Source organism: Cupriavidus neocaledonicus (assembly GCF_000372525.1).
Taxonomy (GTDB): Bacteria; Pseudomonadota; Gammaproteobacteria; order Burkholderiales; family Burkholderiaceae; genus Cupriavidus; species Cupriavidus neocaledonicus.
The window spans coordinates 95,494-109,109 of record NZ_AQUR01000100.1 but is presented as its reverse complement, the minus strand read 5'-3'; the positions used below and the strand labels follow the sequence as shown (position 1 = coordinate 109,109).

The following is a 13,616-nucleotide window of genomic DNA, read 5'->3' as shown; positions in this document are numbered from 1 at the left end:
ATCCGCGTTTTCCCGGCTTGTGTAGCGCCGAAATTTGCTGATTCGCAATGTTACGCATTATTACAGCCGCGGCCCCAATTGCAGCCACCCTTCCAGGGTCCAGTGATGGAATGTTTCCATCAGATCGGGCAGTTCGGCACAGGTCCCAACCTCCTGCGCGCTGAGTTGCCGATTATCGGCCAGCTTCTTCAGCCACGGCATCAATTCGGCCGGCGGCTCGTAGGCTTCTCCATTCAGGAAGAAATTGGCCCGGTCGTAAAGCGCAATCGATGCCGGCGCCAGCACCACCCCATGCCGGGACGCCAGTGTCGCATAACGGCGCAACGGCATGTCACCGACCTCTGCAAATTCAACGCCAGGCTTGGGCTCGGACAGATGGCTGCCGAGGAATTCCGACACCATCTGGCTGTTCCATTGCAGTGACTTAAGCCGTTCCGCCACCGCCCTGGCCATGCCCGCCGGCAATTGCGCGGGACGCGTCGCGGCGCGCTCCCCGGCATCGGCATAACGGCCGCCCAGGTCCTCGTTGTCTTCCACCGTTTCCGACAGCCAGGCCAGGAAGTGCCCGGCCAATTCGCGATAGGCGGGCGCGCGGAAACCGATCGAGCAGGTCATGCATTCGCCCTCGGCAATACCATCGTGCGCATATTGCGGCGGCAGGTACAGCATGTCGCCCGGTTCCAGCACCCATTCCTGTTCCGCGCTGAAGTCGGCAAGGATCTTCAGCGGCATGTCGGGGATCAGCTCGAGACTGGTCTGTGACGAAATGCGCCAGCGGCGCCGGCCCGAGACTTGCAGCAGGAATACGTCATAGGAATCGAAATGCGGGCCCACGCCGCCGCCGTCGGTGGCGTAGCTGATCATCACGTCGTCGAGGCGGGCGTCGGGCACGAAGCGGAAGCGGCCCATCAGTTCCGCCGCGGCGGCATCGTGCAGGTTGACGCCTTGCACCAGCAGGGTCCACTGGCGGGTCTTGACGCCGGGCAGGTTTTCGCGCGCAAATGGACCATGCGCGAGCTTCCAGCGGTTGCGGAAGTGCGTCACCAGGCGCGATTCGACATCGTCGCGATCGGCGAGATCGAAAAGCGCATCGCGCGACACCGGCGGCACAATTCCCGGCACCGCCTGTCGAATGAGCAAGGGCTTGCGATGCCAGACATCCCGCATGAATGCAGCAGGCGTCATGCCACCAAGCAGGTCGAGCGGAGTGTCTGGGTCGACGGGGCCAGGGGGCAGGGCCTGCGCGTATAATGCGGAATCGTTCATGGAGTCAAGAATTGAAAATCGCTAAGAACACGGTGGTGTCCGTGATGTACAAGCTATCGGACGCGCAAGGCAATCTGATCGAGGAGTCAGATGAAGCCATGGTCTATTTGCACGGCGGCTATGATGGCACGTTCCCCAAGATCGAGGAAGCGCTCGACGGCCATGACACCGGCTTCGAGACCCAGCTGCAGCTGGAGCCGGAAGACGCGTTCGGCGACTACGATGCCGACCTGGTCAAGGTCGAGCCGCGCAACCGCTTCCCCGAGCCGCTCGAAGTCGGCATGCAGTTCGAGGGCATGCCCGAAGACGGCGACGAAGAAGACTCCGTCATCTACACCGTGACCGACGTGGCCGAGGACAAGGTCGTGCTGGACGGCAACCATCCGCTGGCCGGCATGGCGCTGCGCTTCTGGCTGAAGGTTTCGGAAGTGCGCGAAGCCACCGCCGAGGAAGTCGAGCATGGCCACGCCCACGGCGCCTCGGGCGTTGAAGTGGTGGATGAAGACGAGGACGACGACACCCCGCGCACGCTGCACTGAGCGTTCGCTTGCAGTGCTGTCATCGGGAAGCCGGCTGTTGCCGGCTTCTTTGCTTTGGCGCGCGCGTCAGTTCGGCGCCGGGGCATCCTTCAGTACCACCGCGAACGGCGACGCCGCGGCGGGCGTGATCACCAGCTCGGCCCATTGCGAGATCGAGCTGGCCGGCAGCGACACGCGCGTGAAATTCTGCAGCACCTTGCCGGCCGTATCGCGCAGCGGCTTGTCGATGCCGAAACCGCTGTCGGCGCCGCTGCCGGCGGCGTGCACCAGCAACACCTTGCCGTTGAAGCGCGCGCTCAGGTCGCGCAGCTGCCGCTTGAATTCCAGGTAGCCGTCGCGCGTGCGATGGCGCATGAAGCCGTCGAGCAGCGTGGGCCGTCCCTTCTTCTCCCAGCCGTTGGCGAAATGCGGATCGGCGTGGGCCACCACGACAATGCCATTGAGGTCGCGCTGGCGCGCCAGCGAGAACGCCCGGGCCAGCCACTGCCGGTTGGCTTCGCGCCGGTCCTCGAACTCGCTGTTGCGGCCGCCTTCGTCGCGGTAGTGGTTGTTGTCGCCCGGCACATTGAGGCCGACGATCAGCACGTCGCCGACACTGATGCGCATGTTCTCGCGGAAACTGCGGAACAGCGCCTGGTCCGATTGCCGCACGAGCGGCCGCGTCTGCCGTCCGAGCGTGGCATCTTCCGGGAAGAACAGTTCGCGCAGCCGGCTCAGGCGCTCGACCGGGTCGAAGCCGCCGTTGACCGGCAGCCTGCATTCGGACCAGTCGGTTTCGCCCGGCACATAGATCAGCGGCAGCGGCGACTGGTTCAGCAGCTGCTGGCGGCTGCCGAGCACCGCGTCGCTGCACGACTCGGTATCGCCCTTGATACCGCCGGCATGGATCACGAGGTTCAGCTTGCGCTCGGCGAAGTGGTCGAGCAGGGCCGACAGATTGGCTTCCGCGGCGGGCCATTGCGGCACGTCGGCGATCAGCGCGACGCGCACCACCTGCGGCTTGGCCGGTGCCCGCGCCGCCAGCGCATGCGGCGCGGCAGCCGCCATGGCGGCCTGGCACAGCCATGGCAGCAGCAGGGTCGGCAGGGCCCGGCGCAGCGCCTTCATGCCGTATCGACCGCCTCGCCCGCCAGTGCCTTGAGCCGGTACAGCGCCTCCAGCGCCGCGCGCGGCGTCAGCGTGTCCGGATCCAGGTCGGCCAGCGCGTCGATCACGGCTGCCTGCTCGGGCGCCAGCGCGGGCGCGCAGGCAGCCATGGCGGCATCGTCGTCGTCCCAGGCCTCGTCGCCGGCGGGTGTCGGCGGGGCGGCGAACAGGTCGAGCTGCGGCGTGGGCGTGGCGTCGGCGGATTGCTGTTCCAGCCAGGCCAGGTGCTTGCGCGCGGCGCGGATCACCGGCTGCGGCACGCCCGCCAGTTGCGCCACCTGCAGGCCGTAGCTCTGGCTGGCCGGGCCGTCCTGCACCGCGTGCAGGAACACGATGCCGTCACCATGCTCGACCGCCGACAGGTGCACGTTGGCAGCTTGCGGGAACTCCTGCGGCAGCTGCGTCAGTTCGAAGTAATGCGTGGCGAACAAGGTATGGCTGCGGTTGTGCGACAGCAGGTGGCGCGCGATCGCCCACGCCAGCGCCAGGCCGTCGAAGGTCGACGTGCCGCGGCCGATCTCGTCCATCAGCACCAGCGATGCCGGCGTGGCGTGATGCAGGATGCCGGCGGCCTCGGTCATTTCGACCATAAAGGTCGAGCGCCCGCCGGCCAGGTCATCGGCCGCGCCGATGCGGGTAAAGATGCGATCGATCGGCCCGATCACCGCGCGCCGCGCCGGCACATAGGCGCCGACGCAGGCCAGCAGCACGATCAGCGCGGTCTGGCGCATGAAGGTCGATTTACCGCCCATGTTCGGGCCGGTGATCAACAACAGCTTGCGCGCCTCGTTGAGCTGGCAGTCGTTGGCGATGAACGCCACCGACTCCGCCGCGAGCTGGCCCTCGACCACCGGATGGCGGCCCTGCACGATATCGACCACGTTCTCGGCGACGCGCTCCGGCGCCGACCAGTCCAGCGTCTGCGCGCGCTCGGCCAGTGCCGCCAGCACGTCCAGTCGCGCCAGCGCCGCGGCCACGCGCTGCAGCTCGCCGATATGCGGCAGCAGTGCCTGCAGCAGGCCATCGTAGAGTTGCTTCTCGCGCGCCAGCGCGCGGTCCTGCGCCGACAGCGCCTTGTCCTCGAAGGCCTTCAGTTCGGGCGTGATGTAGCGCTCGGCGTTCTTCAGGGTCTGGCGGCGGCGGTAGTCGTCGGGCACCTTGTCGGCCTGGCCGTTGGTGACCTCGATATAGAAGCCGTGCACGCGGTTGAACTCGACGCGCAGGTTGGCAATGCCGGTGCGCGCGCGCTCGCGCGCTTCCAGGTCGATCAGGAACTGGCCGCAGTTTTCGGAGATATCGCGCAGCTCGTCGAGCTCGGCATCGAAGCCGCGCGCGATCACGCCGCCGTCGCGCACCACCGTAGCCGGCTCTTCGGCCACCGCGCGCACCAGCAGGTCCAGGCAGTCGTGCGGCACGGCCAGGTCCTGCACGGTCTGCGCCAGCAGCAGGCTGCCCTGGTCGTCGCGCAGGCAGGCCTGCACCTCCGGCAGCGCGCGCAGCGTGTCGCGCAGCGACGACAGGTCGCGCGGACGGGCATTGAGCAGCGCCAGGCGCGAGGTGATGCGCTCGACGTCGGCGAGCCGGCGCAGCGCTCCGCGCAGCGCGTCGGTACCCTGGTCGATCAGCACGCCGATGGCCTGCTGGCGTGCCTGCGGCACCGCCGGGTCGCGCAGCGGGTGGTGCAGCCAGTGGCGCAGCGCGCGGCTGCCCATGGCGGTGCAGCAGGTGTCCAGCAGCGAGAACAGCGTCGGCGACTCGCCGCCGCGCAGGGTTTCGGTCAGTTCCAGGTTGCGCCGCGTGGCGGAATCCAGCCCGACGTATTCCGATTCGCGCTCGACCTTCACGCCCTGCACATGGCGCAGCGACTGGCCCTGCGTGGTAGCGGCGTAGTTCAGCAGCGCGCCGGCCGCGCCGAGCGCGGCGCCCAGCCCGGCACAGCCGAACGGGTCGAGGCTGGCCACGCCAAGCTGCTCGCGCAGCCGGCGCGTGCCGGCATCCTGGTCGAAATGCCATTCCGGCAGGCGCGTGCGTGCGCACGCCAGCGCCGGCAGTTCGATGCCGTCGGCATACAGCAGCTCGGCCGGGCGGATGCGCTCCAGTTCTCGGCCCAGCAGCGCCGCTTCGCATTCCATCAGGCGCAGCTCGCCGCTGGCCAGGTTCAGCCACGCCAGGCCGGTCTTGCTGACGCCGCGGCGCGTGGTCTGCTGGTGCACGGCCATCAGGAAGGTATCGGCCTTGTCTGGCAGCAGCGCGGCGTCGGTCAGCGTGCCGGGGGTGACGATGCGCACCACCTTGCGCTCCACCGGTCCCTTGCTGGTGGCGGGGTCGCCGATCTGCTCGCAGATCGCGACCGATTCGCCCAGCTTCACCAGCCGCGCCAGGTACTGGTCCGCCGAATGAAAGGGGATCCCGGCCATGCGGATCGGCACGCCATTCGACGCGCCGCGCGCGGTCAGCGTGATGTCGAGCAGGCGCGCGGCCTTCTCGGCATCGTCATGAAAGAGTTCATAGAAGTCACCCATGCGGTAGAACAGCAGGGTGTCGGGGTGGTCCGCCTTGATGCGCAGGTACTGCTGCATCATGGGCGTGTGGCGGCTGCCTGCGGCGTCTGCCTGTGTCTGTTCAGGGTCGGTTTTCTTCTGCAATCCCATTGCCATTTAGCCTGTCTGGCGGTGGGCCTGCGTCGTGCCGCCCGATCCGCGCCGAGCGCACCTTGCGTGCCGAGGAAAAGCGCCCCCCGCGGGGCGGGCCGGGCGCTGCTCCGGCGGCCTGTGGCCGCGGCACGAAGGGGCGTTTTCGAATATGGGCGATATGGTACAGCACGGTGCTGCCGCAGACGGGGCCCCAGACCGCTGCGCCGGCCCCGGATCAGCGGAACACCAGCACCGGGATGTCGCTGTGGGTCAGCACTTTCTGCGTTTCGCTGCCCAGCAGCAGCCCGCTGAGCCCCCGCCGGCCATGCGAGGCCATGAAGATGACATCGCAGCCCAGGTCCCGGGCGGCATGGATGATGCCCTGGTACGGTGCCGAAGCGCTGGAGACGTGGCCGGTGCAAGGTACCCCGGCCAGCGCTGCCGCGGATTCGACCCTGGCCAGTTCCTGGCGCGCCCCGGCTTCGACGCGCTGCTGGTAGGCGTCGCGCTTTTCGTGCGAGCTGTCGCTGGTCAGGACATAGGGATAGCTTTCCACGCACATGTACGGCGTGAGCCGCGCCCCTGCGGTGCGGGCGAACTGGATGCCGGCGGAGACGGCCTGGTGCGACAGCTCCGAACCGTCGACGGGGAGCAGGATGTGCTTGAACATGGGTTCCTTTTCTGTGGTGGGAGGCAATGGCGCGAAGCGGAACGAGCGACCTGCGCCTGGGTACCGCGCTTAGTTGGCCAGCGCGCGCCCGACGATCAGCGGATCCGGCTGGCCGATGGCGGTGGTGTCGCGGTTGGCATAGGGAAAGCGCGACAGGATGTAGCGCAGCGCATTGAGCCGCGCGCGTTTCTTGCAATCGGAGCGGATCACGGTCCAGGGTGCATCGGCGGTATCGGTATGCGCGAACATCGCCTCCTTGGCGCGGGTGTACTCGTCCCATTTGTCGAGCGAGGCGACGTCGACCGGGCTGAGCTTCCATTGCTTGAGCGGATGGATCTCGCGCTCGCGGAAGCGCCGGCGCTGCTCCTTCTGGCTGACCGAGAACCAGAACTTGAACAGGTGGATGCCGCTGCGCACCAGGTGCCGCTCGAAGTCCGGCGCCTGCTGCAGGAAGTCCTGGTATTCGCGCGTCGAGCAAAAGCCCATCACGTGCTCGACGCCGGCGCGGTTGTACCAGGAGCGGTCGAACAGCACGATCTCGCCCGCGGAGGGCAGGTGCTGCACGTAGCGCTGGAAATACCATTGCCCGCGCTCGGCTTCGGTGGGCTTTTCCAGCGCGACCACGCGCGCGCCGCGCGGGTTCATGTGTTCCATGAAGCGTTTGATGGTGCCGCCCTTGCCGGCGGCGTCGCGGCCTTCGAACAGGATCACCACGCGCTGACCGGTCTCGCGCACCCAGGCCTGGAACTTGAGCAGCTCCACCTGCAGGCGGTACTTCTGCTTCTCGTAATTGCGGCGCGACATCAGATTCTGGTACGGGTACGCGCCTTCGCGCCAGCCGGCGGACAGCTCATCGTCCGGGTGGCGCTGGCGGCCGGCGTGCCAGGCGGCGGGGTCGCCTTCGAGGATCAGGCTGCGCAGCTGTGCGGCCTCGTCCGGCGCCAGGCCGTCGAGCAGGGTGCGGATGGCGCCCAGCATGCCGGTGCCATCGCCGGCCTGACCGGCGAGGATGTCATGGATTCCGCTTGCCGCCAGTTGCATCGCGGCTTCGACGGCGCTGTCGACTTCATTGCGCTGCGCCGACAGCGCCGAAGCGGTGGGCAGCACATCGCCCCTGGCGGTGGCGCGAGGCCGTGTGGCGGTGGGGATGCGGGTGGGGAGGGTGTCGCGATCGGTCATCTGCACGCCTCCGGTCAGGCGGTGGCGCGGCGCAGGATCTGGTAGAGCTGGTCCTTGAGCAGCAGCTTCTCTTTTTTCAGCCGCTCGATCTCGAAGGTGGATGCAGGCACCAGGCCCGCCTCCATGTTGTGGATTTCCTGGTCGAGCGTATTGTGGCGGTGGAACAGCCGCGCAAAGCGGGCGTCCTGCGTCTTCAGGGCGGTGATCTGGTCGCGGTACTCGGGAAACATGCTGGCTCTCCTGTGGCTGGATCCGCGCGCACATGGCGTGGCGCATGGATTCATTCTGGTGAGCGCAGGGCGGCGCGGCCTTGACCAGGATCATGGCTCGCCGGGGAATGAGACCAGGCCGCAAGGCGGAATGCACGGGTGTGCGGCCCCGTAAAAACAAACGCCCGCCGGATGCGGCGGGCGTGCTTGCCTGCATGGCCGCGCGGGCCATCTGCCAGCGTCAGGCGGCGCCGGGCTTGGTGTTGTCCAGCGAATACGGCGACAGCAGGCGCACCATCTGGGCGAAGGCCTTGGGGTTGCCGGCCAGCACTTCGCCTTGTTCCAGCTGGCGCGGCTCGCCGGCGTAGTTGCCGACCAGGCCGCCCGACTCGGTGATCAGCAGCATGCCGGCGGCCATGTCCCAGGGCTGCAGGCCGCGCTCGAAGAAGCCGTCGAGGCGGCCGCAGGCGACGTAGGCCAGGTCCAGCGCGGCGGCCCCCGGACGGCGCAGGCCGGCGCAGCTGCGCGTCATCAGCGCGAAGATCTCGAGGTACTCTTCCACGCCTTCCAGGTCGCGGAAGGGGAAGCCGGTGCCGATCAGGCAGTCGGCCAGCTTGTCGCGGCGCGTGACGCGGATGCGGCGGTTGTTGAGGAAGGCACCGGCGCCCTTGGTGGCGGTGAACAGCTCGTCGCGGGTCGGGTCGTAGACCACCGCCTGCACCGGCGTGCCGCGGTGCAGCTGGGCGATCGAAACCGCGTATTGGGGGAAGCCGTGGATGAAGTTGGTGGTGCCGTCGAGCGGGTCGATCACCCAGGTGTACTCGTGGGTGGCTTCTTCTTCGGTCCAGGACTGGCCGGACTCTTCCGCTAGAATGCCGTGTTCCGGGTAGGCCGTGCGCAGGACCTCGATGATCGCGGCTTCGGCGGCGCGGTCCACCTCGGTAACGAAATCGTTGTGTTGCTTGCGCGAGACGCGCACCAGATCGACGTCGAGCGACGCGCGGTTGATGATGGATCCCGCCTTGCGGGCCGCCTTGATGGCGATATTGAGCATCGGATGCATGAATCTCTCCAGGCCGGCCACGACCGCGCGGCGGGGCGCCAAAGCGCCGCACGCCCGCTCATGGGCAGCTGACAACACAACGGATTGTAGAAGAACGTGGGACGTCGCCTGGCTGAGTGGTCTTGCTGCAAGATACTTCGCAAATGTGTAGCGAACGTCTCGCGGACATGCATAAACCTGGCGCCGCGCCAAAGAAGAACCCCGAATTGTATATGAACCCGGCAATTGATACGAGCCAGCCCGCCACCTCCACGTCCGCAGGCGATGCCTTCGGCCGCGTCCGCTTCGTACTGGTGGAAACCAGCCATCCCGGCAACGTCGGCTCGGTGGCGCGGGCGATCAAGACCATGGGCTTCGGCAGCCTGGTGCTGGTCTCGCCGCGCGAACCGGAGGTGCTGCGGCATCCCGATGCCGTCGCCATGGCCAGCGGCGCCGACGACGTGCTGGCCGCCGCCGTGATCGTCGACCACGTCGACGCCGCCCTGGCCGGGGCCGCGCTGACCGTGGCCATGACCGCGCGCCAGCGCGAGTTCGGGCCACCGCGGCTGCTGCCGCGCGCCGCGGCAGCGCGTGCGCGCCAGACGCTGTCCGGCAGCGGCGACGTGGCGTTCGTGTTCGGCAACGAGCGCTATGGGCTGCCCAACGAGGTGGTGGAACGCTGCAACGCCGTGACCCATATCCCCGCCAATCCCGCCTATGCCTCGCTGAACCTGGCGCAGGCGGTGCAACTGGTCGCCTACGAGATGCGGTTGACGCTGCTGGAGGCCGCGCCGGACGCGGGCGCCAATATCGGCTATGCTGGCGAGCCGGCCACGGCCGAACAGGTCGAGGCCATGTTCGGCCACCTGCAGACCGGACTGGAAGCGATCGGCTTTCTCGATCCGTCCAATCCGCGCAAGCTGATGACCCGGCTGCGCCGCTTGCTGGCGCGCAGCGGCCTCGAGCGCGAGGAAGTGAACATCCTGCGCGGCATCGCCAAGCACATGCTGATCGCCGCGCAGAACCAGTCTGGCCCGCAGGCCGGCCGGTGACAGGAGCAAAGGACTGTGGCAACAACCCGTAGCGATGTGATGTGGGACCGGAACGGTGCATGCCGAGGCGGCGTGGCCGGGTGTCCCGCCGCCGCGGGTGGGCACAGGCCCGGTCGATGTTGATCGCAGCATCGCAACAATGTCCCTGGCGGATCAGGGGCCAAACGCCGGCGCCGCAAGGCGGGCCGGCAAATCCCTTACACTCCTGATCCTCTTCACCGGCCCCCGACCGCGCCGGCGACCCCGCCCCGGGCCCTGGCCCGCGTGTCGTGGCGCACGGCGCGGCACCACGACACGACCAAGATGTTCTCTCGCCTGAAGGAAGATATCGACACCATCATGCTGCGCGATCCCGCCGCGCGCAGCCGCCTGGAAGTCCTGACCTGCTATCCGGGCCTGCACGCGGTGCTGCTGCACCGGCTGGCGCATGCGTGCTGGCGCGCGGGCTGGCACTGGCTGGGCCGCTGGATTTCGCACTGGTCGCGCTTTTTCACCGGCATCGAAATCCATCCGGCGGCGACGCTGGGCCGGCGCGTGTTCATCGACCACGGCATGGGCGTGGTCATCGGCGAGACCGCGCAAGTCGGCGACGACTGCACCATCTACCAGGGCGTGACGCTGGGCGGCACGTCGCTGTACAAGGGCCAGAAGCGGCATCCGACCCTCGGCGTCGGCGTGGTGGTCAGCGCGGGCGCGAAGGTGCTGGGCGGATTCGAGGTGGGCGACGGCGCGCGCGTCGGCTCCAACGCGGTGGTGCTCAAGCCGGTGCCGCCGGGCGCGACCGCGGTCGGCATTCCGGCCCGCATCATCCTGCCCGATGCGCCGTCGGTGCAGCAGGGTGCGAAGCAGGAGTTCTCGGCCTACGGCATCACGCCCAACGCGGACGACCCGGTGTCGCTGGCGCTCAAGAGCCTGATCGACAATGCCGCGATCCAGCATGACCGCATCGAGGCCGTGCTGGCCGCGCTCGACCGGCTCGGCGAACACCTGGAAAACACGCCGAACGATCCGTTCGATGCCAGCGAGCTGCGCAAGCTGATGAAGTAACGGCGCGCGGCGAGGGCTGGCGCCGCTCAGTCGGTCTGCGGCAGCAGCCGGAAACCGTCGCGGTCCAGCTGCAGCACCGCGGCGCGCGGATGCGCGCCATCCAGGTCCCAGTCGGTCAGCACCCAGCGCACGCCTGCACGCTCTTCATGGCGGGCCGGGCGATGGGTGTGGCCATGGACCAGCAGCGACGCGCCGGCGGCGCCGAGCAACTCGGCCGCCGCCTCGGGCGCCACATCGCCATAGACCACCGGTGCCGCGGCACCAGCCTTACCTTGCCTGGCGCGGTTGCCTTCGCTGTCCGCGCGCAGTTTGCGCGCCACCGCCAGGCGCGCGCGCAGCGGCAGCGCCAGGAACACGCGCTGCACCCAGCGCTTGCGGGTCCAGCGGCGAAACCGGTTGTAGCGTTCGTCGTCGATGCACAGCATGTCGCCGTGGCTCAGCACCACGCGCTGGCCGGCGCAATCGATCACGGAGGGGTCGGGCAGCAGCGTGGCGCCGGCGGCGCCGGCGAAGCGCCGTCCCAGCAGGAAGTCGCGGTTGCCGTGCATCAGGTACACCGCCACGCCGCGCGCCGCCAGCGCGCGCAGCGCCAGCGCCACGCGTTGCGCGAACGGCGCCTCGGTTTCTTCGTCGCCGACCCAGAATTCGAAGAAGTCGCCCAGGATGAACAGTGTGCGCGCGTGCGTGGCGGCGCGCTCGAGCGTGCGCTCGAAGGCCGCCAGCGTGCGCGGCATGCCGGGCGTCAGATGCAGGTCTGAAATGAACCACGCCGGCGCCTGTACCTCGAGGGGACCGGCCACCGGCGTGTGGGGGATTGCGGTCATGCGTGGTGTCGGGAGAAAAAGGCCGGCTCGCAGGCCGGCACGCGCGCGCGCACGGTACCGCAATCGGCGGGCATCGGCTTATTCGACGACGACGGCCTTCTCGATCACGACGTCTTCCAGCGGCACGTCCTGGTGGAAGCCCGAGCTGCCGGTGCGCACGCCCTTGATCTGCTCGACCACGTCGGTGCCGTCGACGACCTTGCCGAACACGGCATAGCCGAAGCCCTGCGGGGTGGGCGACGAGAAGTTGAGGAAGTCGTTGTCGACCACGTTGATGAAGAACTGCGCGGTGGCCGAGTGCGGCGCATTGGTGCGCGCCATCGCCACGGTGTAGCGGTCATTCTTCAGGCCGTTGCCGGCTTCGTTCTCGATCGGGGCGTCGGTGTCCTTCTGCTTCATGCCGGGCTCGAAGCCGCCGCCCTGGATCATGAAGTTCTTGATCACGCGGTGGAAGATGGTGTTGTCGTAGTGGCCCTTGCGGACATACGACAGGAAGTTCTCGACCGTTTTCGGCGCCTTCTCGGCATCGAGTTCCAGGGTGATCACACCCTTGTTGGTCTGCAGCTGTACCTTGGACATGGCGGTTTCCTCTGTTCGGTAATTATTTGACGACGGTGGCCGACTCGATCACGATCGGCGCGGCCGGCACGTTGCGCATCGGGCCGTAGGCGGTGGTCGGCACGGACTTGATCTTGTCGATCGTTTCCATGCCTTCCACCACCTTGCCGAAGACGGCATAGCCATTGCCGTCCGGCTGCGGGTAGTCGAGATTCGGATTATCCACCACATTGACGAAGAACTGCGCGGTGGCCGAATCCGGGTTGCTGGTGCGCGCCATGGCAACCGTGCCGGCCTTGTTCTTCAGGCCGTTGCGGGCTTCCAGCGGGATCGGCGCGCGCGTGGGCTTTTCCTTCATGTCGCGGTCGAAGCCGCCGCCCTGCACCATGAAGCCGTTGATCACGCGGTGGAAGATGGTGCCACTGTAGTGGCCGCTTTTCACATATTCCAGGAAGTTCGCGACGGTCTTGGGAGCGGCCTCGGGATAGAGCTCGACCGTGAACTTGCCGGCGCTGGTGACGAACTGGACGCGCTCGGCGGCCTTCTGCTGGGCCAGCGCGCTGAACGAAGACAGCGCCAGCGCGCCTGCGGCCAGGCCGGCAATGACGATGCGACGGGAACGGATCATGAAGGGAACTCCGGTAAGTCGGGATGGACACGGCCCGGGCGTGCCGCGCCGGGCCTGCGGATGAATGCGGTCAGTTGGGCGCGGGGGCGCTGGCCGGCGACTGGCGCCCGCCCGGCGCCGCCTTGCGGCCGGTGGCCGCCGGTGCGGCCGGCTTCGGTGGCGCTGCCACGGCGGACGCCGGCGCCAGCTGGCGCAGGCCGGCACTGGCGCGGGCATCGCCCGGGTTGCGGCGCAGCGCTTCGGTGTAGGCCTGCTCGGCCAGGCGGCGGTAGACGTCGCCCAGGTTGGTGTAGCCAACCGCGAAGGCGGGCTTGACCTCGGTGGCCAGCAGCAATTCGGCTTCGGCGCGCTTCAGGTCGCCGCGCTTGGCGTAAAGCAGCGCCAGGTTGTTGTGCGGCTCGGGCAGTTCGGGAAAGTCCTGCGCCATTTCGCTGAAGGCCTGGATCGCTTCGTCCTCGCGGCCCGCCTGGGCCAGCGCCCAGGCGCGCTGGAAGCGGGCCTGCGCATTGCGCGGGTTGGCGGCCAGCACGCGGTCGAAGCCCTTGATCGCGTCCTCGTAGCGGCGCGCGTTGGCGGCTTGCTGGGCCTCGCCCATGCCCGGGTCGGTCGACTGGATGCCGCCGACCGGCGAGGTCGGCACCGCCAGCGACAGCGGGCCGTTCTGCGCGGACGCCGGGCCTGCCAGCGCCGCCGCCAGGGCCAGCAACGGCAGGACGGTGCGGGATCCGCGCCGGCGCTTGCGCGCGGCGCAGACGGCGTGGACAGCGGAAAACGGGGAGGGCAGCGGCAGGCTCATTGAGGACGGGTCCGTTATACTCCGCGG

14 protein-coding genes are annotated in these 13,616 nt (G+C 68.3%); 3 read left to right on the top strand and 11 right to left on the bottom strand.

Annotated features, from left to right (window positions below; all coding sequences use genetic code 11):
• Window positions 1-60: 60 nt before the first annotated feature.
• On the bottom strand, window positions 61-1,266 hold the full coding sequence (locus tag A3AG_RS0118555; protein WP_026164300.1) for a cupin domain-containing protein: 1,206 nt from the start codon (window positions 1,264-1,266) through the stop codon (window positions 61-63).
• Between the two features lie 11 nt (window positions 1,267-1,277).
• Between A3AG_RS0118555 and A3AG_RS0118550 the strand changes: the two genes are divergently transcribed.
• On the top strand, window positions 1,278-1,805 hold the full coding sequence (locus tag A3AG_RS0118550) for an FKBP-type peptidyl-prolyl cis-trans isomerase (protein WP_025582242.1): 528 nt from the start codon (window positions 1,278-1,280) through the stop codon (window positions 1,803-1,805).
• Window positions 1,806-1,871: 66 nt separating this feature from the next.
• Here A3AG_RS0118550 and A3AG_RS0118545 read toward each other — a convergent pair whose 3' ends face one another.
• The 6 genes from A3AG_RS0118545 to A3AG_RS0118520 all read right to left on the bottom strand — a co-directional run bounded on the left by A3AG_RS0118545 (window position 1,872) and on the right by A3AG_RS0118520 (window position 8,705).
• A complete protein-coding gene (locus tag A3AG_RS0118545) occupies window positions 1,872-2,912 on the bottom strand; it encodes a hypothetical protein (protein ID WP_018006869.1) in 1,041 nt (346 codons plus the stop codon).
• The gene (gene mutS / locus A3AG_RS0118540; RefSeq protein WP_018006868.1) at window positions 2,909-5,533 is read right to left on the bottom strand and encodes a DNA mismatch repair protein MutS; all 2,625 of its coding nucleotides are present in this window, start codon (window positions 5,531-5,533) and stop codon (window positions 2,909-2,911) included. The genes A3AG_RS0118545 and mutS overlap by 4 nt, the downstream gene beginning before the upstream one ends.
• 286 nt (window positions 5,534-5,819) lie before the next feature.
• Window positions 5,820-6,254 (bottom strand): universal stress protein, encoded by a 435-nt coding sequence (locus A3AG_RS0118535; RefSeq protein WP_018006867.1) that lies wholly within the window; start codon window positions 6,252-6,254, stop codon window positions 5,820-5,822.
• Between the two features lie 69 nt (window positions 6,255-6,323).
• Window positions 6,324-7,433 (bottom strand): polyphosphate kinase 2, encoded by a 1,110-nt coding sequence (gene ppk2, locus A3AG_RS0118530; RefSeq protein ID WP_018006866.1) that lies wholly within the window; start codon window positions 7,431-7,433, stop codon window positions 6,324-6,326.
• Between the two features lie 14 nt (window positions 7,434-7,447).
• A complete protein-coding gene (locus A3AG_RS0118525; RefSeq protein ID WP_018006865.1) occupies window positions 7,448-7,663 on the bottom strand; it encodes an HP1242/YdcH family protein in 216 nt (71 codons plus the stop codon).
• Between the two features lie 220 nt (window positions 7,664-7,883).
• Window positions 7,884-8,705 (bottom strand): inositol monophosphatase family protein, encoded by an 822-nt coding sequence (locus A3AG_RS0118520; RefSeq protein ID WP_018006864.1) that lies wholly within the window; start codon window positions 8,703-8,705, stop codon window positions 7,884-7,886.
• A gap of 212 nt (window positions 8,706-8,917) precedes the next feature.
• Between A3AG_RS0118520 and A3AG_RS0118515 the strand changes: the two genes are divergently transcribed.
• Together A3AG_RS0118515 and cysE are read left to right on the top strand one after the other, a co-directional pair.
• Window positions 8,918-9,736 carry an RNA methyltransferase gene (locus A3AG_RS0118515; RefSeq protein WP_026164298.1) on the top strand — a complete coding sequence of 273 codons (819 nt, stop codon included), beginning with the start codon at window positions 8,918-8,920 and terminating at the stop codon, window positions 9,734-9,736.
• A 303-nt stretch (window positions 9,737-10,039) separates the two neighbouring features.
• Window positions 10,040-10,783 (top strand): serine O-acetyltransferase, encoded by a 744-nt coding sequence (cysE, locus tag A3AG_RS0118510; protein WP_026164297.1) that lies wholly within the window; start codon window positions 10,040-10,042, stop codon window positions 10,781-10,783.
• A gap of 26 nt (window positions 10,784-10,809) precedes the next feature.
• On the opposite strand, the gene A3AG_RS0118505 is transcribed toward cysE, so the two are convergent.
• The 4 genes from A3AG_RS0118505 to A3AG_RS0118490 all read right to left on the bottom strand — a co-directional run bounded on the left by A3AG_RS0118505 (window position 10,810) and on the right by A3AG_RS0118490 (window position 13,589).
• Window positions 10,810-11,607, bottom strand: a complete 798-nt coding sequence (locus A3AG_RS0118505; protein ID WP_018006861.1) for a UDP-2,3-diacylglucosamine diphosphatase — start codon at window positions 11,605-11,607, stop codon at window positions 10,810-10,812.
• Window positions 11,608-11,685: 78 nt separating this feature from the next.
• Window positions 11,686-12,186, bottom strand: a complete 501-nt coding sequence (locus tag A3AG_RS0118500; RefSeq protein WP_012352488.1) for a peptidylprolyl isomerase — start codon at window positions 12,184-12,186, stop codon at window positions 11,686-11,688.
• Window positions 12,187-12,208: 22 nt separating this feature from the next.
• Window positions 12,209-12,793: a peptidylprolyl isomerase gene (locus tag A3AG_RS0118495; protein ID WP_018006860.1), complete on the bottom strand. Its 585-nt coding sequence runs from the start codon at window positions 12,791-12,793 to the stop codon at window positions 12,209-12,211.
• A 70-nt stretch (window positions 12,794-12,863) separates the two neighbouring features.
• Complete coding sequence (locus A3AG_RS0118490) at window positions 12,864-13,589, bottom strand: tetratricopeptide repeat protein (protein ID WP_018006859.1); 726 nt, start codon at window positions 13,587-13,589, stop codon at window positions 12,864-12,866.
• Window positions 13,590-13,616: the final 27 nt, after the last annotated feature.